Origin of the sequence: Parasphingorhabdus cellanae (assembly GCF_017498565.1) — a bacterium.
GTDB classification, from domain to species: Bacteria; Pseudomonadota; Alphaproteobacteria; order Sphingomonadales; family Sphingomonadaceae; genus Parasphingorhabdus; species Parasphingorhabdus cellanae.
Genome location: NZ_CP071794.1, coordinates 3,441,807 through 3,468,491 on the forward strand (window position 1 = coordinate 3,441,807; position 26,685 = coordinate 3,468,491).

A 26,685-nucleotide genomic window follows, 5' to 3' on the forward strand; every position below is an offset into this window, starting at 1 on the left:
AAGAACAAGCGGTCGATATGTTAATCGATCAGACCACCGTCAGCGCAGCGCCGTCTTTGACCTTCCGGAAAGTGGCCGATATTCAGGTCAAAGGGCGATCAGCGACCGAGCCAACTTACACATTATGTGATGAGACTTGATCCATACAAATTGAAGAAGGCGTCAGCCACTCAATGATTAGCAGAGTAGATCAAGAATTGATCAAGTCTCTTCTACCCATTCATGCTGTAACGGTTTTGCGGCTAGCGCCATTAATCCTGCAGCGATGATGTAAAATATCAGCGAAATCAGCATGGAATAGCGTAGGCTATCTTCACCATAAATTGGGGTAAGACTATCGGACAGTGCGCCAAGGAAAAATATCCCACCACCAATACCTATAAGATTATTGATCAACAGAAATAGCGCCGAAGCAGTGGCTCTGGTTTCTGCCGTGACGAGATGCTGAACGGCAGACAAAACCGGGCCCAGCCAGATATAGGCGAGGCCTTGTGGGATCAGAAACAGGACAAATGCCAGCGTTGCCGAACCACTTAAGATGCCGGCAGCGAAGAGCGGGACCGCAAGTAGGAAAGCGATGGCCGGCACCAGCCCATAGGCGCCCTTGTTTTTACTGCCGAGCCAGTCGCCCAAAACGCCGCCGCCAATCACACCAGCGACCCCGCCAATCAACAAGATCGATCCGAAGAAGAGCGACGTTTCAATAAGGTTCAAACCGAAGCTGCGCTGCAATAGACTGGGCAGCCAGAAAGCAATGCCATAGCCCAGCATCGAACTGGAGGCCGCACCGAGTGCGAGAAACCAGAAAGCACGCTTTTTGGTAAGAATTTTGAGAATATCGATGAAACTGGGTTGTGATATTGTCACGTCCGCGCTGACGGGCGTCTTCACGGGATCGCGGACAAGATATTTGAAAAGTGGTGCAATCAGGATCCCCGCTAATCCGACCACAAGAAAGGCAAGGCGCCAGTCTACCGTTGCAGCTATATAACCGCCTGCGATCACGCCAGTGGCGGACCCCAGAGGGATGCCGAGCGAATAGATGGAAAGAGCGCGCGCACGCTTATGGCTTGGGAAATAATCAGCGATCAGCGCATAGGATGGTGCAACGCCGCCTGCTTCGCCTATCCCAACGCCAAGCCGTGCAAGAAATATCGACCAGAATCCCTGTGCGAAACCACAAAGCGCGGTAAATCCGCTCCATACAGCCAAGGAAATAGTGATTACCCAGCTGCGGTTTGTCTTATCAGCAATCCAGCCCAGGGGTACTGCCAAGGTGGAATAGAGCAGGGCAAAGGCAATGCCTCCCAGCAATCCCATTTGGGTGTCGCTGAGGCCGAGGTCTGCCTGAATAGGCCCAGCTAATATCGCCAATATCTGGCGGTCAACAAAATTGAAAATATAGACGACTAGCAACATGCCAAGCGCCATATTGGGGGAGGTCTTGGGACCCGGGAGGGTTGCTTTGCTTGCCATCTATGGAGCGATATTTTTTAAGAACGGATCAATCGCTGATAATACAGCTGGTTCGTCAAGCATCGGTGCATGGCCACGGTTAGCTATCTCTACAGCGCTGATAGGTCCAGAATGGCGGCGTTGCATTTCTGTTATCGTCGATGGAGAGATTATGTCTGTAAGCGCGCCATAGATGATAAGCGTCGGAATGTTAGCGAACTGGTCCCATATTGGCCATAGATCTAGCGGTACAGCGGTTTGCTGAGTGCCGGAAAGGCCTTCCGAGATAGCTGGGTCATAAGCATATTTAATCTGGCCATCGGGTAGTTCCTGGCAGACGCGCCGAGCGAAGCTGAGCCAGTCCTTGTCATCATAGCCGATCAACATATCACCATGGACCTTCCGGCAATGGTTGGCGGCTTGTTGCCAGTTCTCAAAGGGTTCGAGCGCCCTGACATAGCTTTGAATACGATCCAATCCAATCTGTTCAACCACCGGGCCAATGTCATTGAGGATCAGGCTATGGAAACGTTCTGGGTCGCTCGCCGCCATCATCATCGCCATAATGCCGCCCATGGATGTGCCGATCAGGCCAACTTGGTCAAGCTGCAAGCTGGCCATCAATGCCAACATGTCTCCCACATAAGTTGTCGGCGTATAATTTGCAGGCTCAGGGTCATAGTCTGACCGCCCACGTCCGCGTTGGTCTGGGATTATAAGTCGATATCGTCCTGCCAGATGTGTGGCGAGACCTTCAAAATCGGCACTGTTTCTGGTTAGTCCGTGCATCAATAGCAACGACGGCCCGTCACCATCATAAATGCGCGCGTACAGTGTCAGCCGGTCATCACCGCTGTGGTAGAAATGATTCCTATAGACAGACGAATCGCCTTGTTCGCGATCCGTCTGTGGAAACGATTCTGTCATACTGGCCGGCTTAAAACTTGATTTCGCCGGTGACAAAGACCCGGCGAGGATCGCCGAAAAAGGCAGTTAAGTTTCCTTCTAGGCCCAATTCGGATACGAAAGGCGCGCCATTTTGTCCGCCAGTCACAAAGTTATAGCCAGCCACCTTATAACGTTTGTCGAAAAGGTTCTTACCATGCAGGCCGATGGAAAACAGATCGCTGTCATGAGTATAGACCAAGCTGGCGTCGACCAGCGCAAAACCGTCCTGATCCAGAAATGGGTTAGCTGTCTCAAACTGGCTGGCATCGCTGCGGAAGGATATTCCGCTGATCAGGTCGAGCATGCCGCTGGCCACTGGTACACCAAGATTGAACGACATGCTGCCGGTCCATTCGGGTGTGTTCTGGAACACTCGCTCGTCTGCCACATCGTTACCGAATTCGTCGATAAATGTGTTAAATTTAGCGTCAAGATAGCCCAGTGACCAGCTGACGTTGAAACGGCTTCCAGCGCCTGCAAAATCCTTGCCGACCAGGGCGCGGCCTTCAAATTCAAAACCGTTTACATCGGCGCTTGCGGCATTGGAGGTAATACCTGCAAAACTATCATTAGTGCCATCGCCATCGGTGTCTGAACCAATCGACCCCGGTATCTGGACATCGGAATAGTCACCCTTGAACAATGCAACGCTTACATTCAGGCGGTTTTCGAGCAACGATGCTTTCCAACCGAGTTCATAGCTATCGACAGTTTCTGGTTCAAACTGGAGAAAGTCGAACACCTCGTCGCCAGAGATGACTCCATCCAGGTTGAAATCCGGGGTGTCTCTCGTCTGACCGCGTGGATCAAATCCGCCGCCTTTGAAGCCGCGTGAGTAAGTGAAATAAATATTGTGGTTTTCATTCGGCTTCCAGCTGACCGACGCGCGCGGGGTAAATTCCTTGAACGAATCGCTGCCGGTAAAGTCAGATGTTACCGCGATAGGGACGCCAGCGCCTCCAAACTGGTCCGAAAACCCGTTGACAAATGTCGTTCGCAAAATCCGTGCACTGCGCTTGTCATTGGTATAGCGGCCACCGACTGACAGGCTGAGCTGGTCGGAAATATCATAGGTGAAATCGCCGAAGATCGACCATGTCTCCGTATCAACATCGCCGAGTGTCTGTGCATTAAGGCCGGGCGCGTTCACAAAGGGCAAGGCACCTGTTGTGGCCAGCAAGGCATCGAATACATTAAACGCATTGGCATCCAGATAATAAGCGCCCAATACCCCGTTCAGATTGTCACTTTCATAAAGGATCTGAAATTCCTGACTGAACTGGTCATTTTCATAAATTACCGGAACGTCGAGATCTTCGGACGGTAGGCTGTCAAAGTCGATGTTGGACGAGGATTTGTCCTCGCGATAAGCGGTGATACTTTTCAGGGTAATATTGTCCGAAACCGGCGCTTCGATCAGTAGCGAACCGCCATAGGCTTCGACCAATTGCTCGGGAACTGTCAAGCCAGCCCGCGTATCAAAAACATCATCCAGAACTGGCGCGCCTGTAAGTAGGCTCGGTATAAGGCGATGGCCTTGACGGGGATCACTTTCATCGCGGATATAATCGCCAGAAAGACGTACGAAAAATCCGTTATCATCATATTCGATACTTCCGCGCGCTGCCCAGACATCTTTGTTGTAATTTTCAACACCCGGTTGCGCCAGATTGTCGCCAAAACCGCCACGACTCAGCCGCGCTCCACTGGCACCGATACGCAGGCTATCGGTAATCGGTGTAGAAGCAGTGACGATCAGGTCGGCCTGATCATAGGAGCCATAAGTCCCTTTGATCTTGACCGATGTATCTTCGGGCAGGCGCCGCGAGACATATTTGATTGCGCCGCCAATGGTGTTGCGGCCATATAGGGTGCCCTGTGGACCACGCAGAACCTCAATCCGTTCAACATCATAAATGTCGAGCACAGATGCTTGAGGTCGGTTGAGATAGACATCATCGACATAAAGACCGACGCCCGCTTCAAACCCAGCCACCGGGTCCTGCTGACCGACGCCGCGAATGAATGCGGTCAGCGTGGTATTGGTGCCGCGTGACACTTCGAGCGTCAGATTGGGTACTTCCTGACCAATTTCGGTAATATCTTGTACGCCAGATGCGGCCAGATCATCGCCGCTAATCGCTGTAATCGACAAGGGGACATCGACCAGTCGTTCCTCGCGGCGGCGGGCTGTGACCACGATTGTGCCGTCGCTTGTATCCTCACTCGCGGCATCGACGGCCTGAGCATGAACGGTAGTCGGCGCGATAAGTCCCGTCGCCAAGCAAGTTACCAAGGCCGTGTAGCTAACACTGTGCTGAAATCTCATAAGAACCTCCTCCTAAACATTTTTTTGCCTGATAATTTCAGGTCACTGATCTTCCTATATTGAAACATGAACCATATTTCAACTTTGAAATTTGCCAATCCGTCAAAATACCGTTAGCCGTGAGCATATGGCCACAGAATATTCTGCTCATGTCGAGTCTAACGACAAGCAACCCCGCACCGCACGCGGTCTGAAAACAAAACGTAAATTGCTAGATGCCGCCGCTCTCGAATTCGGTGAAAAAGGTTTTCACGAGGCTTCGATTACCGGGATTACCCAAAGGGCAGGGACCGCCTTGGGCAGCTTCTACACCTATTTCGATTCAAAGGACGAACTGTTCAGCGCGCTCGTGAAAGATATGAGCACGCGAGTCAAAAGCCATGCCGCTATTGCGATGACCGAATGGCAGGATACGCTGGAGCGGGAAAAGCTTGCGCTGGAAGCGTTTATGAATTTTGCTCGTGAGCACAAAGAGATTTATCGTATTATCGATGAAGCAGAATTTGTGGACCCAGATAGTTATCGTGCTCACTATGAAGCAACCGCAAAGCGAATATTTGAACGGCTGCAGGAAGGCAGTGAAGCAGGTGATTTGCGTGGCAATCTTGACGAAGCGCATGCTTGGGCGATTATGGGTATGAATGTTTTTCTCGGCCTGAGATACGGGATATGGACTGAAGAGAAATCGACAGTTGAAATTGCTGAAATTGCCAACGAGATTTTGGCTACTGGCATCGCTGCGGCGAAAAGCTAGGCATCGTTTTGGGGATCGGATATTTTAGCGTTCGGTCGCCATGGCTAAAATCATCAATAGTCTGATTGAGCATATGCCTCCTACGCAATATTGCGTATCGCGCTGCAAGATTTCTCTCGCCAAATATCGGGAATGACTTGGAAAACGATACGCCTTGAACTGGCCCGAACCGCAGATCACCCCAATGGCTCATCAGCTCATGCTTATGTGTTTCGCGTTCCGCTGGACGACGCAGGACTGATCGAACCACAGGCGCTGCGTGAAGCGGAAAAGCGTCCAGTTGTACGGCGATTCTGGCCTGGGGAGCGGGACCAGAATGGAGTGGTAATCGCTACTGATAAAGGCTGGGCCTTTTCGTACAAGGTTGGTGATGATGACGACGAAGTCATATTTGGACTGCAAAATCATCCCATCAAGGCGGGGGAATATCTGACCATCACCGAGGCTGATGGCAGTAAGCTGCCATTCAAAGTGATCAGCTGCCACGAATAATGGAGGATTCATCATGTTTTTTCATAAGCAATTTTCTCGCAGCCTCGGAATCGCTGCCGGTCTGCTATGCCTCACTGCCTCGCCAGCTGCGGCGGAATGTGTAGTTGGCTCCGAACCACTTTTCGATCCATTCGTGCCATATAAAGGTGGTTCCGCCATTGTTCACAAGGACAGTGGTTTCGTTTTCCCCGCAGAAACAGCGGGGTTTAGGCGCTTATGCGAAATGACCACTGATTTCTTGGGCGAAAATTTCCAGATCCGCTATGAGCGTACCATAGGCGAGCAACCGATTGCCGTGGATATCACGGTTGTCCATTTAGAAGATTTGACCGCACGCGATCATTATCGGATTATCAAACCTACTGTGATGTCCCACTATGCCAGCGCCTCAATTGAATCGGAAGGCGATTATTTTGTGTCCGGGCGGGAAGATTTGCCTGCCTACCAAGGCATATTTGATGGGCAGAAAGACAACGTGCCGTGGCATGTCAGTCTGACTGCGATTGATTATGGCTATTGGGACGCCCGTCTGATCGCATCTTACCCACATCAACTCGACGTGCCAGCGCAAGAAGCATTGATGGAACTGGTGGCGGCCTTTCAATGGCAAAGCCCTATAACGCAAGATGATGGAGATTGAAGCGGGTCCCAAAGTCTCCGTAACATCCCTTATACAGGGTCAAAAGCGATCAGGATACACTCGCCCTGTTGGTGCTTTCCCGTCGGAAGGTCATCAAAAATAGGAGAAAAATAATGAAATCCGTGCTGCTTTACGTCAACGATGACACCGGTTTGGAAGCAAGACTGCAAGCTGCTCTGGATATTACCCGCGCAACAAATGGCCATCTCCACTGCCTGCGCGCCAATCCCTATAACCCGCAAATGGCATTTGATGGCGTTACAGGTATGTCGGTGGTCTATGACGTCGCGAAACTTACAAAAGAAGCCGATCAAAGATTACGCAACGATATTGAAAGCCAATTGGCAGAGGAAGATGTGTCATGGCATTATGAAGAGGTCAACGCCAGTCCAGCGCGAGGTCTCGCACGCCATTCAGCACTTTCCGATCTCATGGTTCTTAGTTCCGCGAGCGGAGATAAGGACAATGTTCTGCCGCTTGGTATTTTGGGTGATGTTCTTTTCAATACAAATGTGCCTGCTCTGGTCCAGCCCGACCATATTAAAAACTTCGATGCCGCCGGTGTCGCCATCGTTGCTTGGAACGGTAGTTTTGAAGCCGGTAATGCTTTGCGCGCCGCGGTGCCTATGTTGCGTCTAGCGAGCAGTGTACACATCCTCACGGTTGATGAGGATAAGGATCACGATCTGCCACCGTTGGCCGCATCGGAATATCTCTCACGCCACGGTATTACCTCTGAGGTACACAGCATGTCGGCGAAAAAACCGTCTGTTCAAGCGGTTCTGCTCTCGACCATCGATGCGCTGAAAGCCAGTTACATGGTAATGGGTGCTTATGGCCACAGTCGGGCCCGCGAATTCCTTTTTGGCGGTGTGACACGAAGTCTTTTCAAGGATTGCCCGGTGCCGCTCATCGTCTCCCACTAGATTCTTCGGGAGTGCAATTTGACCGAAGGTATTAGCATTACATTTCACGGCGCTGCTGGCACCGTGACAGGCTCTTGTCTCGAAATTAGCGGTGGTGGCAAGACGATCCTCGTCGATTGCGGGCTGTTTCAAGGAACCCGGTCGCTCGAACGGCTGAATTATGAAAAGCTTCCCTTCGATCCTGCGAAGATCGATGCGATCATTTTATCTCATGCCCATCTGGATCATAGTGGAAGGTTGCCCTGCGTATACGCTCATGGCGGCAAGCGGACGACATACTGCACTGCTCCGACTGCAGATATATTGAAACCATTGTTACTGGATTCAGCGAAGCTGCAGGCGGCGTCTGTGGAACGACGCAACCGCCGTGCTGACCGTGCTGGGCTACCGCCATTTAGTCCGCTCTATACTGATCCGGATGTCATGGAACTGATGAAAAACATCAACACGGTCGACTATTGTGAGCAAGTGGATTTAGGCAATAGTGTTTCTTTTCGTTTGTGGGATGCACGGCATATAGTTGGTTCTGCCTCGGTGGAAATTAAAATTGCTGGCCAAAGGCTGATGGTATCTGGCGACATCGGATCTGGCAGTGCGATCCAGTGCACGGGTCAGGAACTGGGCGGATATGATCATATTATTTGCGAAGCGACCTACGGAGCGAAAGATAGAGAGGAAACGCTGATCCGGGAACGCCGGGAGGCACTGGCCACGAATGTCGAGAATACCCTAGGCGCAGGAGGCAATCTGCTCATCCCCGCTTTTGCTGTAGAACGAACACAGGCCATTTTAGAAGACTTTCTGGCACTATTTGATTCCAAAAGATTGTCCCCGATTAATGTGTTTCTGGATGCACCGCTGGCCCAGAAGATAACCATGGCAGTACTAAAATATCGAAACAATGGAGCAGATCTACTCAAGCGTTCGAATATCCGCTTCATCGAATCGGTTGCGGAATCCAAACAATTGAATCAGATAACAGGAGCTGTGATCATTGCCGGATCTGGTATGTGCGAGGGCGGCCGGATCCGACATCATCTGGTTCGCAATCTGCCCTGGCGGCAGTCACGAGTTTTGTTCACTGGCTTTCAAGTTGCCGGCACGTTGGGCTCTGTCTTGATCGGCGGCGCCAAAATGGTGCGTATTTCTGGTAATGATGTAACGGTCAATGCTGGCATTGCGGTTCTCGACGGCTATTCCAATCATGCTGATCGCACAGATTTGGCTAAATGGCTGGAAGAACACAGCCCAGTATCAGGCAGCATATTTCTAGTCCATGGTGAAGAACAGGCGCTGCACGTTTTGTCCAATGATCTGACGGCTGCAAACCAGTATAACGATCCGATCATTCCCGTCCTTGGCGAAAAATGGAAATTACTCCCAAATGCGTCGGCTCGGATGCAAACACCTGCTCGCAATGATGCAAAGCAGCTTATCGCGGCGCAGGACTGGACATCAAGGCTCGCAGCATTGCGCGCGACTGTGCAACAAAAAGTGCGCGCTTTGCCATCTAATCAGGATCGCGACAAGATGCTCAACGCGCTCGAACGGGCGCTGGAAAGCTATCAGAAAGAAAAACTGCGCTAAGCCGAGAAGGTCAATGCCTTATTGCGGATCGCGTACCATCATTACGTCCTGTTTGAGCCAGCCCAAAAGCACCCGCGCATTATTACCCATGCTGGCCCGCATGAAGCCGCTTTTGCCATGGGTTCCCAGTACCACGAGATCGGATTTCACTTCCTTAATCTTGTTGAACAAGACGACGCCAAGCTCACCCTTCTCACTGGACGTGACTAACCCCTTGAATGCGGCGTTGTTAATCGTCGTCTGGGCTAGAAAGCGTTCCATTGATTTCGCTTCCTCGGAACCAATATCCTTTGCTACCTGATCGGATTTAAGCCAGCCACTATAAGGCACGTTATACGCGTGGACGAGATGGAGAGGCACTTCCGGAAACAATTCTGCCGCGGTGTTGAGCGCTGTCATGGAACAATCGGAAAAGTCCGTCGCGACCAATATGTTGCCATACGGGTTAATCGGCTTGCGTTTGATGATTAGAACCGGAACGTGAGCGTGACGCACGATATGATCAACCGGTGAGCCCAGGAAAACATCGCTAAAACCATCATAGTGGGCCACGCCGGTTACGATCAGTCCGCAACGTTCTCGCTTGGCAGTTTCAATCACCAGTTCGCCGATATTGCCCATCTCAATGATGAATTGCACGTCAACGTCAGTTTCCGGGAGCTCATCCTCTAGTTGAGTCCGCGCCTCCTTTGGCACCAGTCCTTTTTTCTTTGCCTGCTTGGGATCGAGCACATGGACAACAATTAATCTAGTCCCCCAGATCTTGGCGAGCATCAGCGCGCGGTCGAAGGCCCGGTCACAGCGCGCGGTCATATCCGTCGCTAATAGGATGGGTTTCGTCGTCGTCTTGCTATCGGCCATGTCCGGAAATTCTCCCCTTATATCAGAATGGAAAATGGATACAGGCCACCCTTCCGCCGTTTTACGCCCGTGGGGGAGTGGGGGGAAGGGGCGTCGAGTGGGACAGAAAGGCGACCTGCGTACCTCCTCAACCCGCCAGCTAGGCGGTATTGATCGGGATCTTTCGTTCTTTTTTGAGCGCTTTAGTGTGCTCGGGGACCTGCGCCTCCAGGAGGCTATTTTCAAAATATGCTGGAAATTTGTTCGTCTCGTTTGTTACCATCAATGCTGCCTCCTTGGGTCTCGCACATCTTTTCCCTCTTCATGTAGCGTTATATTTCCTTCACTAGGTCGTTAAAATCAGTGGTGTTCCCTACGTAGTTTTACGTATTTTCTACCCCTGCTTTATGGCGCGTAACTGATTTTTCTTTGGAGATGGGAATGACGGGAAAATCATGTCATATTGCACGCCGGCGGGGCGCCATATTTTATGAGGATGTTTCGCCGTGCGCGAGAGCATGACCATCGATACCAACCGTAAAGCCTATCTGGAAGCTGTATTGGCTACTCTTCCTGAATGCGTAGCGATCGTGGATCGCAATTTCCGGCTAATCGACATGAATCAAGCTGGACTAATGAAGGTCGGTGTGGAGCATTTTGAGGACTTGCCCGAAGGCGCGCCCTTATCGCTGATTTCGCGGCCCTATCGCCGGATTTACCGAGAGGCTTTTGAAGCTCTGCTCAGCGGCGAAAAGCGGAGTGTGAGCGAGCCCTTTCGCGTTGAAATCAAGGCTGTCGATAGCACTATTCATTTATTGGAATGTAGACTTGCACCGCTTGCTGATGAGAATGGTTCTATCAATGCGGCGGTCATTACTTCCCGCGATGTATCCGAATGGCAGAGTGCGCTAGATGCTGCTGAGCAATCAAGATCGATATTGGAATCGATATTGGCTACCGTGCCTAATGCGATGGTGGTGATCGACGAACGCGGTCATATTACCTCATTCAGCGCAGCCGCTGAAAATCTTTTCGGTTATCAAGAAGTTGAGATGCTCGGTCAGAGTGTCAATATTCTCATGCCCGAGCAACATGCTAAAACCCATGATAGCTATCTCGAACGCTATCACCGTACCGGAGAAAAGCATATTATCGGCGTCGGTCGAACGGTCGAAGGCCGCAAGAAAGATGGCACGATATTCCCGATTAGACTGGAAATCGGGGAAGCGAAAAGCGGCGACAAATGTCTGTTCACTGGCTTCATCGTCGATCTCACGGAACAGAAAAAAACCGAAGCAGAGTTGCAAGCTTTGCAGGGCGATTTGATGCATGCCTCACGCCTTAGTGCGGTCGGGACGCTTGCCTCGGCTCTTGCCCACGAAGTGAACCAGCCGCTCACGGCCATTGCGAATTATTTGTCCGCTGCCCGCGATTTGCTTGATACGGGTGTGGAAGACAATAAAGCTCTGCTCTACGAAGCCCTTCAGGAGAGCGTATCTGAAAGCTTGCGTGCTGGAAAGATTGTCCGGCGACTACGCGAATTTGTCGCCAAAGGAGAGGTCAATCGGCAAATACTATCGATTGCTCAATTGGTTGAAGATGCCATGACTTTGGGCCTGGTTGGTGCCTATGATAAAGGTATAGAATGCACAATCGACATTGATCCCGATACCAATCATGTCTTTGCTGATCGCGTGCAGATTCAGCAGGTGATGGTGAATTTGATGCGCAATGCCATCGAAGCGATGTCGGGTTCTGATACAAAGAAGATGGGCATTAGCGTTCAATCTGCGCCCGAGAAACGCGTCGAGATCGCGATTTCCGATACCGGTAGCGGTATTGATCCGGAGATGATCGACAAGCTTTTTCATCCTTTCGCCACGACCAAGGGCGGCGGCATGGGTCTGGGCCTGTCTATCTGCCGGACTATTATCGAGGCGCATGAAGGAACAATTTACGCTGAACCCAACCCGCATGGAGGGACGATCTTTCGGATATTCCTGTTGAAAGCTGCCAAGGAGCAATTGCATGTCGAATGAACATTTAGTCTATGTTGTCGATGACGACGACGCGGTGCGCCGTTCTGCTGCTTTCATGCTGCGCCATGCAGGATTTCAGGTGCGGCCGGTGGAATCTGGCATTGCATTTCTTAAACTTGCCAAGAATGCTGAACGTGGCTGTGTATTGCTCGATGTGCGTATGCCGGAAATGAATGGACTGGAGGTGCAGCAGGAGATGGTCAAGCAAGGCATTGACATGCCGGTCGTGATCCTCACCGGTCATGGAGATGTTGAAATAGCGGTCCAGGCAATGCGTGCTGGTGCGATTAATTTTCTGGAAAAGCCTTATGAGAAAGAAGCGCTTTTGGCCGCAATGGAAGAGGGTTTCGATCGGCTGGACAATCGCGATCTCAAGGAAATGGCATCGTCCGAAGCAAAAGTGCGGCTGGCTTGTCTGACCGGGCGGGAGCGGGACGTGCTGGATGGGTTGATGAGCGGTTATCCGAACAAGACTATTGCCTATGACCTTGGTATTTCTCCGCGCACGGTCGAGATTTACCGTGCCAATATGATGGAAAAACTGCGCGTACGCAGTCTGGCAGAAGCGTTGCGTATCGGTTTTGCAGCAGAAACCGGTGATCCGCTTACCGTGAAACCGATGCAGCACTGACTTTCGTCTTTCTTCTGCTCCCTCATGACGCTTTAATGTCGGGCACTTACCAAAGCGTCATCCGTAACAATATCTATCGCGACAACGGTACCTGCCGTCTTAATCTCATGTTATCGTAAATTACCTTGTAACATCCTGTATCTGGATGCATCATGAAAGCCCCCAACGTAAATACAGGAAAAAAATGTGCTGATACGCAATGGTAGTCTGATCGTGGCGGTTGATGGATCGCGTATGTCGATTTTCCGTAATATTGGTGAAGCCTTCAAACCCGCATTGGAGCTGGTTGAGGAACATCAGAACCCATCGCCGCGCTCGTCTGAATTAGGAACAGACCGACCTGGCCGAAGTTCCCAGAGCACAAGCCCGCGCAAAGGGGCTTATGAACAGACCGATTTGCACCAGCAGGCGGAAGACCGCTTCGCCCGGGAAGCCGCCGAGCGGATTGATCAGATTGCGCGAGATTCCAAAGTAGGCTTGCTATTGGTAGCTGCCCCACGAGCATTGGGCGTTATCCGCCAAAACCTAAGACCGGAGACCAGCCGGAATCTGTTGGCTGAAATCGCTAAAGCCTTCGGTCCGCATGAGGCCGAACCTTTGGCAAAGATGCTCGAGAAGCATGACGCCTGATATATTTGTGCAGAGCCATCGGGGCTTGAAGAGGCATCCGGCCCCGATGGCGTCGTTGCACTGGCGATGGCCTTATTTCAGACGTCCGGATTACTGGAAGCAAGGTCGAATTCCAGTAACATGAGCGTTGCATCGCCGGGATAGCTTTTGGCGGTAAATCCCATTTCGCGTTCCAGTTCGATCGCCGCATGGTTCTGACGGCTTTCGATGGATTGCAGCTTCTTGATGCCGCTTCGTCTGGCCTCGCCGGCGACATATTCAAGGAAGGTCCAGCTCATGCCGCGATGCTTATAGTCCGAGTGAACCACAATCGCGACTTCGGCCTCAGATCGATCTGCATTGGCGCCGATCATCGCACTGGCGACGATAGTTTTATCATCGATGTCAAAGGCGATATAATCCTCTTTGTGCTCGTGATCGACGTTGATCATGTCGTCCAAGATGGAATTGCTCACTTCTGGCAGGCCGGATAAAAACCGAAAACGCAGGTCTTCCTTGGAAACATTTGCGAAAAACTTTCTAAGCGCTTCCCTGTCTTCAGACTGGACCGGGCGCACATGAAATTCAAATCCAGTGTTGGTGGTAAGGGGAATGCTGTTGCTTACGATTAAGTCGTGGCTCTCATGATGTCCTGATGCCGCTGAACTTTTTGTCGAAACTGACATGGTGAATTGCCTTCCGTTTATCCTGTGGGGATTAAGTGGTCCGGCAAATATGGCCCCTAAAGTTCAACGTCGTTATCCGTAATGATCCCTATCGCGACGTGATTATCTGGCTCAATTCTAAAACCCGCCTTCGCAACTGGCGCAGAAGTTAAGGTCGTAAGTCGGGGTTTGAATGATTGAGGTGCCTAATTGTCTAGTGCGCGATCCATGAGGTCCATGAAATCACGGGCAGAGTTGCGGTCTGCATCATCCTCAAATACGCTATGAAGGTCAGGTGCAGCACCAAACATATAAAGCACTGCCCAAAAAGCGAAGCGTCTTCCGCTATCTGTTTCGAGGCCCAGATCTACACGCATCCGTTCGAGGCCTGCATTCATCGCCTCTGGATGTACTGATGAAAGGTCGGTCGTTCCAAAATAGCGCTGTAGTTGATCGTCGAAATCCATTCGCGATGATTTAAGCGATAGTTTGTCCATTCGCAACGCTATCAAAAAATACTCTGTTGTAGTGCGTTCCATCAGTTGCAACTTTATAATCAGGTCGGTAGGGCTACGCGGTGAGTGTTGGTATCGAAATTGGAACTGATGACACGGGGCAATCCGTGCATGTTAACATCGAGGAGTTGCTGGCGACACGGCTTCTGGTGCAAGGTAACTCAGGCTCCGGTAAGTCTCATCTTTTGCGCCGCCTGCTTGAAGAAAGTGCTCACCTTGTTCAGCAGATCGTTATTGATCCTGAAGGGGATTTTGCAACATTAGCAGATGCCTATAATCACGTCGTGATTGATGCCGGAGACTATAATGAGCCGGAAATTGCTACGATGGGCACTCGTATTCGCGAGCATCGCGCTTCGATCATCTTGAATTTGGAGGCTTTGGAATTGGAAGCGCAAATGACCTGCGCCGCGGCCTTTCTCAATGCGATGTTCGATGCACCGCGGGACCATTGGTATCCGGCATTGGTGGTGGTTGACGAAGCACAGATGTTTGCTCCCGCCGTTGCAGGGGATGTACCGGATGCCGTGCGTCGCGCTAGCCTTGGTGCCATGACCAATTTAATGTGCCGCGGGCGTAAACGTGGTTTAGCAGGGGCCATTGCGACCCAGAGGCTAGCCAAACTGGTAAAAAATGTCGCTGCTGAAGCCAGTAATTTTCTAATGGGGCGGACCTTCTTGGATATCGACATGGCGCGCGCAGCTGATCTATTGGGAATGGAGCGGCGGCAAGCAGAACGGATAAGGGATTTGGAGCGCGGATGTTTTCTCGGTCTCGGTCCGGCTATTTCCCGTCGGCCAATATCGATGAAAATTGGCCCGACAAAAACCAGTACTCGAATGGGTACGCATAGTCTTTTGCCCATGCCAGAGGCTGAGCCGGAAAATTTGCGTACTATGCTATTCGCCGAAATGGATATTGATCCGGTGCAGGCTCAACACCAGCCCGAGCCGCAACCGATTGCCGCTGACGAGTTAATCCGCCGAATTGCCTCGCCAAAGCCAGCGTCTGAAACAGCATCTGCTCCCGATGATGTCGCAGAGTCTGATCCTGTCGACATTGAAGCGACCATTGTTGCCGTTTTGAGAGAAATGCTTGCTGACCCTAATAGCGCGTTTCAAGCCGATGCATTGTTATATCAAGATTTCTCGGTCCGATGCCGGATGCAACAACTTGCCAAAGTGCCGTTGGAGCTCGCCGAATTTCGCCGTCGATTTGCTTTGGCAAAAGGCGGGATACTCGACCCGCATGAACCGCGCTGGCAAGATCTTTTGCAAGCGGCGGCGCAATTGCCAGAGGATATGGCAGCGCCTTTTCTGCAAATTGCGCGCGCCGCTATGGAGGGCAGTCCGTGTCCTGATGATGAAGCGCTCGGCCGCGCTTATGGAACAAGATCACCTGGCCGGATTCGCAGGCTGGTCGAATATATGGAAAAGCAAGGCGCGGTTGTTGTTCGTGCTGATTTTGGTGGAAAGCGTTCCATTGGCATTCCGCAATTGGGCCTCAGTACAGAGGCGGAATAAGTGTCTCATTGTGAGCTGACTGATCCAGCGCGCAGCTGAAATTCGAAAAACTAATATAAACTATAGAACATAACAGGAACATGCGCTATATGTTCTGCATGTCAAAACTCTCTCGCCCCGAAAAACTTGCGATCCTGGCGGATGCCGCGAAATATGATGCATCTTGTGCCTCCAGCGGATCAACCAAACGTGATTCCAGAAAATCAGGAAGTGTCGGATCAACAGGCGGGATGGGTATTTGCCACAGCTACGCGCCGGATGGCCGCTGTATATCGTTGCTCAAAATTCTGTTGACGAATTACTGCATGTTCGACTGCCTCTATTGCATCAACAGGTCATCTAGCAATGTGCGGCGGGCCGCTTTCACCGTACAAGAAGTAGTCGATCTGACGCTGGATTTCTACAAGCGTAACTATATCGAAGGCCTGTTTCTGTCGTCAGGGATCATCCGAAGTCCCGACTATACGATGGAACAATTGGTCGAAGTCGCGCGGCGATTGCGCAAAGTCCATCGGTTTGCCGGCTACATTCATCTCAAGACAATTCCTGAGGCCGACCCGGATTTGCTGAAGGAAGCCGGGCGATATGCTGACCGTCTTTCTATCAACATTGAACTGCCTGATGACAAGTCAATCGCGCGCCTCGCGCCAGAAAAAAACGGATCGCTTATTCGCAAAACGATGGCGGGACTGGGAAAGCGGATCGGTGAAGCAAAGGCGGAACGTAAGGTTTCCCGAAAAGCGCCCATGTTTGCGCCGGGAGGGCACAGCACCCAGATGATTATCGGTGCGGATCCGTCCGATGATGGCAAGATATTGACGACCAGCCATGGCCTTTACAATGGCTATGGTTTGAAGCGGGTCTATTATTCAGCTTTCAGCCCGATACCTGACGCCAGCAGCGGATTGCCCCTTAAAGCGCCACCTTTGCTGCGCGAGCATCGCTTGTATCAGGCAGACTGGTTGTTGCGTTTCTATGGATTTTCAGTCGCTGATATAATGACCGGAGCCACACAGGGGCATCTTGATCTAACAATAGATCCGAAGTTGGCATGGGCTCTGCAGAATCGGGATAAGTTTCCCGTGAATGTCAATCTGGCCGATAAAGAAACGCTGCTGCGCGTGCCGGGATTGGGGACGACGGGAGTGGGTAAAATTTTGCGAGCACGCCGGTTTTCAGCGCTGCGGCTGCAGGATCTGGAGCGTATTTGTCAGTCGGTGAAAAAGATTTTGCCGTTCGTGATTGCGGCGGATTGGCATCCCGGGAAACAGCTTGATTCATTGAGCCTTTATGATCGTCTGAAACCGGCGCCGCAGCAGATGGACCTGTTTGCGGCCTGAGATGCCTGACATGCGACATCCAAAGCAAGGTCAGACGAAGCCGCATCGCCGGATTATATTGCAGACCGAGACCGATATTGCGGGATGGCGGGATCATGCGCGGGCGATGTTGCAAGCTAATGTCGAGCCAAACCAGCTCAGCTGGTCGGTCAAGAACCGGGCGCGGTCAGGAGAATTGGATTTTGGCGAGGTCATCCACCAGCATGGCGGGGAGAAACCATCGGGCTTACAGCCGATCAGAATCGAAAAAGCCTTTTTACAGCTGATTAAAACCGGTTTGCTGCATAGCAACGAAGATCGCTTTGATCTGGCGTATCGGTTGCTGTTTCGAGCGCAGAAAATACCCCGACTATATCAAAATCCGGCTGATGGTGATGTGAAGCAACTCAACGGCTATGTGAAATCTATCCGCCGGGATATTCATAAAATGCACGCCTTTGTCCGGTTCCGCAAAACCGGAATGCGAGGCGAACGGGAACAGTTTATCGCGTGGTTTGAGCCTGAACATCATATTGTCGAGGCCGTCGGACCGTTTTTCCGCAATCGCTTCACCGGAATGGACTGGATCATCGCCACGCCCGAAGCCAGTATTGCCTGGGACGGGAAAGAATTGCTGACAGGGGGCGGTGGCCGCAAGGAGGATTTCATACAGCAGGACGTGGTGGAAGATGAATGGCGAACCTATTATCGCAATATTTTCAATCCAGCCCGCCTGAAGACGCAGGCGATGAAGTCGGAAATGCCGGTAAAATATTGGCATAATCTGCCCGAGGCTGAACTGATACCATCTCTGATCAAACAGTCCGGCAGCGAAGTGCGTGAGATGTTGGAGAAGGATACTGCCGCTGAGAAATTGGCGGGCCCTGTATTTGAAAAAAGGACCTGGGAGCCATCATCTGTCAATGAATTAAACGAAAAACTGACCCTGCAAACAAATGGCTATGGCGAAAATTTTTCCTCGCGGCCGGTTCTGGGAGAGGGGTCGGTCCGCAGTCCGATTATGATTATTGGCGAGCAACCGGGAGAAGAAGAGGATCGGCAAGGCCGGCCATTTGTAGGACCTGCGGGTGAAATCCTTGACCGGGCGCTGGCGCAAGCAGATATTGAGCGGCGGAACACTTATCTGACAAATGCCGTCAAGCGCTTCAAATTTGTGAAGCGCGGCAAACGCCGCATTCACCAGACCCCATCCTTGGCCGATATCAAACATTATCGGTGGTGGCTGGAGCAAGAGGTAAGGCTGGTCCGCCCGGACATTATTATCGCTTTGGGCGCAACAGCTGCGCGCGCACTCACTGGAAAAGCCGTGACGATCACGCGATCGCGCGGGTCTGTCCTTCCGCTGACAGAAGAAACCCATTTCCTGATTACTGCACATCCTGCCTATGTTCTGAGAATTCCCGACACCGCCGGTCAGAATATTGAACATGAAAAGCTCGTTCGCGATCTCCAAACCGCTTCCGCGTTTGCCGTTTCTTTACACAGCTATGCTGATTAAACGGCTTATCGGCTGAACAGCACAGCTATCGAGACACCCAAATCACCATTTTCACGCTTCGAGAGCGGAGCGTTTTTCACCAATAGGGAACCAATCTGCTCTCCATAGCTTATATTTAGGGGTGTCTGGGCGGTTTGGGGTTTCGGAAGTCGGTGCAGCGCATAAATACATATCTTAAATGGGTTAGAGGGTTTAGACACCGGCAAAATATGAGTAAATTACGAGTCCTTCGCGTGCTGGCGTCCACTGTTTTGGCTATAGCATTATTTCCGGCCTTCACCGCTAAGGCGCAAATATCCGACACTGATCAACAATCTCAAGATCGCCGTGAGCCTATTATCACGGACGAAGAATTTGACGAAACCATTCCGCCGATTGACCCCGACATCGATCGACCTTTGGGTAGCGTTGAAGATTGGAAGACGGAGCAACAACGTCTCGAACAAGAGCAACGCGCCGACGATTTGAAAGACGGAACTGCACAGCTCCCTGCAGCAAAAGACGGCGTTGCCGACGAGTTAATTGCCGATGCACCGATTAATGATCCGGAAATTGATGATCCACTCGTTCCCATCGAAGATTTCGATGTCGAGAAGTTTGATGAAAGCGAATATACCGAAGCGGCAGAAAACTCTCAAAGCGCCGAGTTACGCTATGCCTATCGTATCGCAGGGTTGGAGGGCATAGAAGATGACAGCGACGTTCGCCCGGTAAATGTCTCCGACATTCGCGCGCGCTTTCAGGAACTCTCTGCTCTGGAGGATGGCGATGGCAAAGCCGCCAATGGCGCTATGGTTTCCGCCCGATTGAGAGAAGATCAGCAACTATTGATCGATATCATGTCGGGTCAGGGATATTTTGACGCAAGCGTAAATGGCAATGTGGAATTGCCTTTGCAAGCGGGCGATGAGTTATCGGTTGTTCTGACGGTAACGCCCGGCAAGCGCTATGATTTCGCGACCATCATGTTCGATTCTGATCCTGTTGAACCCGCCGATCTGATCACCAAAAATTTTGTGCCAAAAGTCGGCGAACCGATTGTTGCCGAACGCGTGTTGGCGGCAGAAGCGAACCTGGCCGTTGTGCTGCCGGAAGAAGGCTATCCTTTTGCCGAAATTGGCCAGCGTGACATATTGCTCGATCCGAATACAGGAACGGGCGACTATACTTTGCCCCTTCAAACCGGACCCCGCAGCAGTTTCGGTGATATTGTTACGACTGGTACAACTGCGTTCGATGCGGATCATATCGATGTGATCGCCCGGTTCGAAAAAGGTGAGCTTTACGAAAGTCGCAAATTGGATGATCTTCGAAAAGCTCTGGTTGCCACAGGGTTGTTTTCCATTGTTTCCGTGAAACCGACGCCCAGTGGTGAAAAAGGTCCCGACGATACGCAATATGCGACTATCAATGTAGAACAGCAGGCTGGACCGCCGCGGACACTTGCTGGCAGTGCTGGCTATGGCACCGGGCAAGGATTCAGAGTGGAAGGCAGCTGGACCCACAGAAATTTGTTTCCGCCAGAAGGCGCATTGATTGCCAGCGCCGTCGCGGGGACACAAGAGCAAGGCGCATCTTTAACGTTCCGAAGAAGCAATGCCGGTCGCCGGGACCGCACCGTGGAGTTCGGTTTATCCGCGCTTCATAGCGATTTTGACGCTTATGAAGCTTTTACCGGACGGCTGGCTGGGCGGATTTCTTATAACAGTACTCCGATCTGGCAGAAACGGTTTACCTATAGCTATGGCTTTGAAGTTCTTGGGACCAACGAAGAAGATTTTAACTTCGCGACCGGACAGCGAGAGGACCGAACCTTTTATGTTGCCGCGTTACCCGGCGAAGTTGGGTTTGACACGACAGATAGTCTGCTTGATCCCACCAAGGGTTTCCGGTTATCAGCGAAGTTGTCACCTGAAGCATCACTCGGCAGCGGGACGCAGTTTTACGGGCGCGCTCAGGTAGAAGCGACCAGCTATTATGGTGTCGCTGACAATATAATATTGGCTGGGCGGGCGCGGATTGGTTCGATTGCCGGGGCTGATCGCGCTGACATTGCGCCATCGCGGCGTTTTTATGCTGGCGGTGGCGGATCAGTTCGCGGGTTCGGTTATCAGGAGCTGGGTCCCAAAGATATTGACAATGATCCGGTTGGCGGTCGCAGCCTTATCGAGGCGGCGGCCGAAGTCCGTTACCGGTTCGGTGACTATGGTGTGGTTGGTTTTGTTGATGCCGGACAAGTTTATACCAGTTCGACACCGGGCTTTGACAATATGCGCTTTGGTGTCGGTATTGGCGGTCGGTTCTACACGAATTTCGGTCCTCTACGGCTTGACGTAGCAACGCCTGTAAACCGTCAACCCGGGGAATCGCGCGTTTCGGTCTATATCTCAATCGGGCAGGCATTCTGATGAGCGAAGAAAACACAATGCCCGAAACAGCGCCATCTTCAAATCGGCGGCGCAAGCTTGTTATTGGCGTGATGGCTTTATTGGCGGGCCTTTTTGTCGCGATTGTTGTCGGCTATATCTGGTTGGACAGCAAGAGCGGGCATAGGTTTATCGCGGAACAAATCGAAGCGCTTGAATTTGAAAGTGGAATGCAAATCGGCATCGGTCAGATTGAGGGATCAATCTATGATGAGATGGCGATAACGGATCTGACAATCAGTGATACCAAGGGCATATTTGCCTCTTCGGCTCGGGTTGAGATGGATTGGCGTCCCTTCGCCTTCATCGCTAGCCATGTCGATGTCCGTTCTTTAATCATTCCCGAAGCGAAATTGTTACGTCTTCCGGAGTTTAAGGAAACACCGGTTTCGGACGAGCCGCTGCTTCCCGATCTGGATATCGATATCGACAAGCTGGAAATCGGTGAGTTGGATATCGCTGCGTCTGTAACCGGGGAACGTCATCTTGTTACGCTATCGGCCAAGACGCAAATCGCTGATCGCCGGGCGATTATAGACGGTGCCGGTGAAGCGCTGAGTGAATCTGGCGTGGCAGGCGGAGACAAGTTTGCGGTCAAATTGAACGCGGTTCCCGAGGACAATGAGCTGGGCATCGCGTTCAATCTCGATGCGCCAGAAAATGGCCTTGTAGCAGGTTTGACAGGTGTCGGTTCGCCAATGGTTCTTGAACTAAAAGGGCAGGGCGATTGGGCAAGATGGAACGGTACATTCAAAGGGAGCAGCGGGGAGGATATACTTGCCGATCTTACGCTCCTTGCTCGTGATGGCACACTCAAGATGCTAGGGGATACCCGGCCCGGATTATTGATTGCGGGTCAAGGGAAAGGCCTGTTTGAACCAGCAACAAATATTGATCTCACCGCAAGCGGGAAGGACCGCAAATTTGATCTGGAAGGACAGATTGCGAACGATAATTTCTCTTTGACAGCGAATGGACTGGTTGATCTTGGGAATAATCGGATGCGTGATCTGAACGTTGAATTCCGGCTACAAAAACCATCCACCATAGCCGATAATCTCAATGGATCGGGCGTAGTGGCGACATTGCTTCTCGATGGTGATTTTGCCACCCCCAGCATCAGCTATGCGATTAATGCGGCCCGTTTGGGTTTTGACCAGACAACCATTATCGGTCTGCGTGCGAGCGGAAGTGCCGAAATGGCCGATGACCAATGGCGCATCCCGCTTAACGCTAGAGCAAAGCGAATCGCGGGATTGGATACCGCGACCGGCGAATTACTGAATAACGTCAGGATTGATGGCGAATTCGCCTATGCGAACGCACGGATACTCGCGGATGATCTAAAAATCAGGTCTGACCGAATAGACGCGAGCGCTGTGATTGTCGCAGATTTGAATACGGGTCTTTATACGGGCGGGCTTGAGGGCAGGATTAACGGCTATCGCGTCGAAAGCGTTGGCAATTTCAATATCGATAGCGAAATAGATCTTGAAAGCGGGGATAACGGGCAATTCGCTCTAAAAGGCACGATCCGCGCGCGATCCAGTCGTATTTTCAATGACGGCGCTCGCGAATTTCTCGGCGGAAATTCGTTGATCGTCGCCAATGTATCTTATGGTAGCGACGGGGTCGCCAGAATCAATAATCTCAGGGCTGCGGCACCATCTTTTCGGCTTACCCAGGGGAGTGGCAGCTATAATCCGTCCGGTGCAATCTCATTTTCAGCTGACGGTATGTCAGACCAATACGGCCCCTTGGGAGTGCGGGTTTCCGGCACTGTCGCCAGACCTGTTGCTCGTGTTTTAGCAGCTCGCCCTGGTCTTAGTGTGGGGCTCGCAAATGTCACCGCGACAATAAGAGGCAGCGGAAGCGGCTATGCTGTTCTCGCTGATGGCAACAGCGACTATGGTCCGTTTGACGCCAATGTCGATGTTTTGGCTGGCAGCGGGCCGCTGACGATTGATGTTAATCGGGGTACTGCTTTTGCGGGCGTGGGATTGACTGGGCGGATCAGGCAGACCGGGGCAGGGCCTTTCGCTGGTCAGTTGGCAGCTAACGGCTCGGGTATTGAAGGGGATATTGCGTTGAGCGCATTTGAAGGAAGGCAGCGGGCTGTTGTTGATGCCACGGCGTTAAACACGGAGCTACCGGGGCCAGCTGGACTAGCCATCCAGCGCGCTATCATCGATGCTGAAATCATTCTCTATGACGAACCACAGCTGATTGCAGACGCACAGTTGGAAGGGTTACGCATGCAGGAGCTGCAAATAGCAGCGGCACGGGCCAAAATCGATTATCGCGGCGGGCAAGGCACGGCCAAGATTATGGCGGAAGGGCGCAATGTCGTGCCATTTCGGGTTGCTGCCAATGCCACGCTCGCTCCGAAACTATGGCGGATTGCGCTTGATGGACGGGCAAATGGCGTTGATTTCAAAACGGACAATCCCGCACGCATCATTCCGGAAGGTAATCAATATACCCTCCTTCCAACCACCATCAACCTGTCCCAAGGCAACATTCAGCTGGCCGGTGATTATGGAAATGGCCTTAACATCCAAAGCCGATTGACGGATGTTAATCTCGCGCTGATCAATCCGATGATGCCGGGACTGGGGCTAGGCGGAACCGCGACGGGCAGCCTGGATTTTGCCCAGGATTCTTCCGGCGCATTCCCCAGTGCCGATGCTCGGCTTCGTATTGACAACTTCACTCGCACCAGTCTGGCAGCCGTATCGCAACCTGTTGATATGCATTTTGTAGGTCGTTTATTGGCAGATGGCGGAAATGCGCGTGCGATTTTCCGGCGGCGCGGCGCGGCGATTGGCCGTATGCAGATCAACCTGACGCCGCTGCCGCCGGGTGCCGGGCCGTGGACAACACGGCTGCTGGCGGCGCCGCTTTCTGGTGGTGTTCGCTATAATGGGCCGGCCAGTACGTTATTTTCTTTGGCGGCCTTGCCAGACCAGGACTTAACCGGAGCGATAGGGGTAGCAGCCGATTTTTCCGGCCGCGTCCAATCTCCAACACTGACCGGCGTTGTTCGGGCTAACAACTTGATATATCAGAATAATCAATATGGCACTAAATTGACCAACATGCGCTTGCGCGGCAACTTTACCAACGACCGGCTGGAAGTAACCACCCTGACCGCACAGGCCGGCGAGGGGACAATTAGCGGCCAAGGTTTCGTGTCGCTAAGCTCCGACCAAGGCTTCCCAATTCAGCTTGCGCTTGATTTGGACAATGCACAGCTCGCCGAAGGGAGCGATCTTGCGGCCTCCGCTACAGGCCAGATACAGATAGTCAATAATCCCTCTCAACCTGCGACCATTACAGGCCGCATTCGCTTGCCAGAAACACGTTATAAAATTGTTCGCGAAGGGTCGACACAAGTAGCGATCCTGACAGGTATCAGACGGAAACCGGCACTTGGGCGAAAAAAAATTACCGGTGACCCTGATCCTGTCTCCGGGGTTCCCAGCAACTGGATTCTCGATATCGATCTGGTCGCCGACAACCAGATTTATGTCAGCGGCATGGGACTGGATTCCGAATGGGCTGCTGATATTCAAGTGCGCGGAACGACTGGTGCGCCGGTTCTCACCGGTGGTATCAATCTTGTTCGTGGAAATCTGGGCTTTGCCGGCCGGTCGTTCAAATTGACCGAAGGCCGACTGCGTTTTAACGGCGGTTCAGTCACCAATCCGACATTGCGGATCGTGGCTAATGGTGAAGCAGACGACGTTACCATCAACGTCAATATTACCGGCAATGCTGAAAACCCGCAAATCGCTTTCTCATCGACGCCTAGCCTACCACAGGACGAGATTATGGCGCGTATCTTGTTCGGTAATTCAGTCGGCGAGCTATCTCCCATTCAAGCCGTTCAGCTGGCTGGCTCGCTGAACAGTTTGCGCGGTGGCAGCGGCGGTCTCAACCCGCTTGGTGTGCTGCAATCGTCCGTTGGCATTGATCGATTGCGGGTATTGGGCGCAGACGAGGATACGGGTCGCGGAACATCCATCGCTGCCGGTCAATATATTTCAAACGACGTATATGTAGAGATCATAACAGACACGCGCGGCTATACCGCGACCCAATTGGAGATCAGTCTGACACCTGCGCTTTCGGTACTCAGTAGCGTTGGGAGTTTTGGTGGATCGAACGTCAACGTGCGCTACCGGAAAGATTATTGATGCGTCGCAAGTCATTAATCCTTTTGGTTTTTCCCATTCTGGTCTTGCCGGGGTGTAAGGAGAAATTTGACGAGAAGTTCGAAGATAATTTGCAACAATTGGAAAGCGAAGCTGAACAGATTGAGTTGCAGACCGATGAACGTCTTGCGGCTGGCCAAGAAGCGGAAAAGGCGGCTGAACAAATGGAGCAGCGGTCGAAATGACCGTCAGCACAGATCCTTCGGATGTCACGACTGCCGGCGCCTCTTCCAAGACGCCTTTGCATTTCCCCTTAAAAGCCTGGTGGGCAATCCTGAAGCGTATCTATGTCATGAACGATTTTCACAACCTGCCGTTACTGGCAGCTGGCGTTGCTTTTTTCGGATTTCTTGCCTTCGTTCCCCTAATAGCCGTCGTTATCATGCTCTATGGTCTAGTGGCCGACACGAGCAATGTCGCTAATGTCATCGATAATGTAGACGGCCTCCTGCCCCGCGAAGTGGTGTTCATAATCCGTGAGCAACTATTAGCCGTAGTGAAAACCAGTAAGACTGCCCAAGGTTTCGGGCTTGCTCTCGCGCTTTTGATTTCAACTTACGGTGCCATGCGCGCGGCCACCGCTATAATAAAGGCCTTGAACATCATTTACGAAGAACGAGAATCGCGGAACATATTCGCCACCACGTTCATTGCAGCTAAAATCACGTTGGGAATGGCATTGGTTGCAATTGTCGGCCTGAGCTCCATTTCATTTTTCAGCTATGCCAGTAATTTTTTGCAGGGTTATCTGGGTGATTTCACACTAACGCTGATCAAAGTGGTGACCTGGATTACCGCCGGCTTTCTGGTTAGCGTCGCGTTTGGACTGTTCTATCGGTTTGGGCCAGATCGCAGACCCGCCAAATGGCGCTGGTTGACTCTGGGTTCAGCGGTTGCAACATTGCTCTGGTTGCTGATCACTTTGGGGTTTGGCTTTTATGCCGCAAATATAAGCAACTATAATGCAACCTATGGGTCGTTAGCTGCCGTGGTAATTTTTCTGATGTGGCTGTTCCTTTCGGCTTATGCTGTATTGTTAGGAGCGGAAATCAATGCAGAAACAGAACGTCAGACTTTTGAGGATTCAACAACTGGACCCGACCGCCCGATCGGTCAAAGGGGGGCGGTGATGGCTGATACTGTTCTTCTCGACGAGGCGAGCAAACACATTCTGGCAAAGAAGCAGCGGCGGAGAGCCGATCGGTTGGCGCGCAAAACTTCAAAAAGAGTAAACTAGATACTGGCTGCAAC

At 51.8% G+C, this 26,685-nt stretch carries 22 protein-coding genes; 16 read left to right on the forward strand and 6 right to left on the reverse strand.

Annotation, left to right across the window (positions count from 1 at the left end):
• The first annotated feature begins 17 nt into the window (after positions 1-17).
• The gene (locus tag J4G78_RS18300; RefSeq protein ID WP_259371342.1) at positions 18-140 is read left to right on the forward strand and encodes a hypothetical protein; all 123 of its coding nucleotides are present in this window, start codon (positions 18-20) and stop codon (positions 138-140) included.
• Between the two features lie 61 nt (positions 141-201).
• Here the strand turns inward: J4G78_RS18300 and J4G78_RS16585 are convergent, their stop codons facing one another.
• The 3 genes from J4G78_RS16585 to J4G78_RS16595 are packed head-to-tail and all read right to left on the reverse strand — an operon-like array spanning position 202 to position 4,732.
• A complete protein-coding gene (locus J4G78_RS16585; protein ID WP_207987608.1) occupies positions 202-1,476 on the reverse strand; it encodes a spinster family MFS transporter in 1,275 nt (424 codons plus the stop codon).
• Positions 1,477-2,382, reverse strand: a complete 906-nt coding sequence (locus J4G78_RS16590; RefSeq protein ID WP_207987609.1) for an alpha/beta fold hydrolase — start codon at positions 2,380-2,382, stop codon at positions 1,477-1,479. It abuts the gene before it with no gap.
• 10 nt (positions 2,383-2,392) lie between these two features.
• The gene (locus J4G78_RS16595; protein ID WP_207987610.1) at positions 2,393-4,732 is read right to left on the reverse strand and encodes a TonB-dependent receptor; all 2,340 of its coding nucleotides are present in this window, start codon (positions 4,730-4,732) and stop codon (positions 2,393-2,395) included.
• Between the two features lie 127 nt (positions 4,733-4,859).
• Here J4G78_RS16595 and J4G78_RS16600 point away from each other — a divergent pair, with 127 nt between their 5' ends.
• From J4G78_RS16600 to J4G78_RS16620, 5 genes are all read left to right on the forward strand, one after another.
• Complete coding sequence (locus J4G78_RS16600; protein ID WP_207987611.1) at positions 4,860-5,486, forward strand: TetR/AcrR family transcriptional regulator; 627 nt, start codon at positions 4,860-4,862, stop codon at positions 5,484-5,486.
• 132 nt (positions 5,487-5,618) lie between these two features.
• Positions 5,619-5,978, forward strand: a complete 360-nt coding sequence (locus tag J4G78_RS16605; RefSeq protein WP_207987612.1) for a hypothetical protein — start codon at positions 5,619-5,621, stop codon at positions 5,976-5,978.
• Between the two features lie 13 nt (positions 5,979-5,991).
• Positions 5,992-6,618 carry a hypothetical protein gene (locus J4G78_RS16610; protein WP_207987613.1) on the forward strand — a complete coding sequence of 209 codons (627 nt, stop codon included), beginning with the start codon at positions 5,992-5,994 and terminating at the stop codon, positions 6,616-6,618.
• A 113-nt stretch (positions 6,619-6,731) separates the two neighbouring features.
• A complete protein-coding gene (locus J4G78_RS16615; protein ID WP_207987614.1) occupies positions 6,732-7,544 on the forward strand; it encodes a putative universal stress family protein in 813 nt (270 codons plus the stop codon).
• 18 nt (positions 7,545-7,562) lie between these two features.
• Positions 7,563-9,131 carry an MBL fold metallo-hydrolase gene (locus J4G78_RS16620; RefSeq protein ID WP_207987615.1) on the forward strand — a complete coding sequence of 523 codons (1,569 nt, stop codon included), beginning with the start codon at positions 7,563-7,565 and terminating at the stop codon, positions 9,129-9,131.
• 18 nt (positions 9,132-9,149) lie between these two features.
• On the opposite strand, the gene J4G78_RS16625 is transcribed toward J4G78_RS16620, so the two are convergent.
• A complete protein-coding gene (locus J4G78_RS16625) occupies positions 9,150-9,992 on the reverse strand; it encodes a universal stress protein (protein WP_207987616.1) in 843 nt (280 codons plus the stop codon).
• 485 nt (positions 9,993-10,477) lie between these two features.
• Between J4G78_RS16625 and J4G78_RS16630 the strand changes: the two genes are divergently transcribed.
• The 3 genes from J4G78_RS16630 (at position 10,478) to J4G78_RS16640 (ending at position 13,271) form a co-directional block, all read left to right on the forward strand.
• On the forward strand, positions 10,478-12,010 hold the full coding sequence (locus tag J4G78_RS16630) for a PAS domain S-box protein (RefSeq protein ID WP_207987617.1): 1,533 nt from the start codon (positions 10,478-10,480) through the stop codon (positions 12,008-12,010).
• Positions 12,000-12,641, forward strand: coding sequence for a response regulator transcription factor (locus tag J4G78_RS16635; RefSeq protein WP_207987618.1), 642 nt, complete (start codon positions 12,000-12,002; stop codon positions 12,639-12,641). The genes J4G78_RS16630 and J4G78_RS16635 overlap by 11 nt, the downstream gene beginning before the upstream one ends.
• A 186-nt stretch (positions 12,642-12,827) precedes the next feature.
• Positions 12,828-13,271: a host attachment protein gene (locus J4G78_RS16640; RefSeq protein ID WP_207987619.1), complete on the forward strand. Its 444-nt coding sequence runs from the start codon at positions 12,828-12,830 to the stop codon at positions 13,269-13,271.
• Between the two features lie 77 nt (positions 13,272-13,348).
• Here the strand turns inward: J4G78_RS16640 and J4G78_RS16645 are convergent, their stop codons facing one another.
• Positions 13,349-13,936, reverse strand: coding sequence for a GNAT family N-acetyltransferase (locus J4G78_RS16645; RefSeq protein WP_207987620.1), 588 nt, complete (start codon positions 13,934-13,936; stop codon positions 13,349-13,351).
• 185 nt (positions 13,937-14,121) lie between these two features.
• On the reverse strand, positions 14,122-14,382 hold the full coding sequence (locus J4G78_RS16650; protein WP_207990818.1) for a hypothetical protein: 261 nt from the start codon (positions 14,380-14,382) through the stop codon (positions 14,122-14,124).
• A gap of 110 nt (positions 14,383-14,492) precedes the next feature.
• Here J4G78_RS16650 and J4G78_RS16655 point away from each other — a divergent pair, with 110 nt between their 5' ends.
• The 7 genes from J4G78_RS16655 (at position 14,493) to J4G78_RS16685 (ending at position 26,671) form a co-directional block, all read left to right on the forward strand.
• Positions 14,493-15,953 (forward strand): helicase HerA domain-containing protein, encoded by a 1,461-nt coding sequence (locus J4G78_RS16655; protein WP_207987621.1) that lies wholly within the window; start codon positions 14,493-14,495, stop codon positions 15,951-15,953.
• 98 nt (positions 15,954-16,051) lie between these two features.
• Positions 16,052-17,293 carry a putative DNA modification/repair radical SAM protein gene (locus J4G78_RS16660; protein ID WP_207990819.1) on the forward strand — a complete coding sequence of 414 codons (1,242 nt, stop codon included), beginning with the start codon at positions 16,052-16,054 and terminating at the stop codon, positions 17,291-17,293.
• A 10-nt stretch (positions 17,294-17,303) separates the two neighbouring features.
• Positions 17,304-18,791 carry a UdgX family uracil-DNA binding protein gene (locus J4G78_RS16665; RefSeq protein ID WP_207987622.1) on the forward strand — a complete coding sequence of 496 codons (1,488 nt, stop codon included), beginning with the start codon at positions 17,304-17,306 and terminating at the stop codon, positions 18,789-18,791.
• Positions 18,792-19,000: 209 nt separating this feature from the next.
• Positions 19,001-21,199, forward strand: a complete 2,199-nt coding sequence (locus J4G78_RS16670) for an autotransporter assembly complex protein TamA (protein WP_207987623.1) — start codon at positions 19,001-19,003, stop codon at positions 21,197-21,199.
• The gene (locus tag J4G78_RS16675; RefSeq protein ID WP_207987624.1) at positions 21,199-25,416 is read left to right on the forward strand and encodes a translocation/assembly module TamB domain-containing protein; all 4,218 of its coding nucleotides are present in this window, start codon (positions 21,199-21,201) and stop codon (positions 25,414-25,416) included. Before J4G78_RS16670 ends, J4G78_RS16675 begins: the two co-directional genes overlap by 1 nt.
• Positions 25,416-25,619 (forward strand): hypothetical protein, encoded by a 204-nt coding sequence (locus J4G78_RS16680; protein ID WP_207987625.1) that lies wholly within the window; start codon positions 25,416-25,418, stop codon positions 25,617-25,619. The genes J4G78_RS16675 and J4G78_RS16680 overlap by 1 nt, the downstream gene beginning before the upstream one ends.
• The gene (locus J4G78_RS16685; protein ID WP_207987626.1) at positions 25,616-26,671 is read left to right on the forward strand and encodes a YihY/virulence factor BrkB family protein; all 1,056 of its coding nucleotides are present in this window, start codon (positions 25,616-25,618) and stop codon (positions 26,669-26,671) included. Before J4G78_RS16680 ends, J4G78_RS16685 begins: the two co-directional genes overlap by 4 nt.
• Positions 26,672-26,685 lie beyond the last annotated feature (14 nt).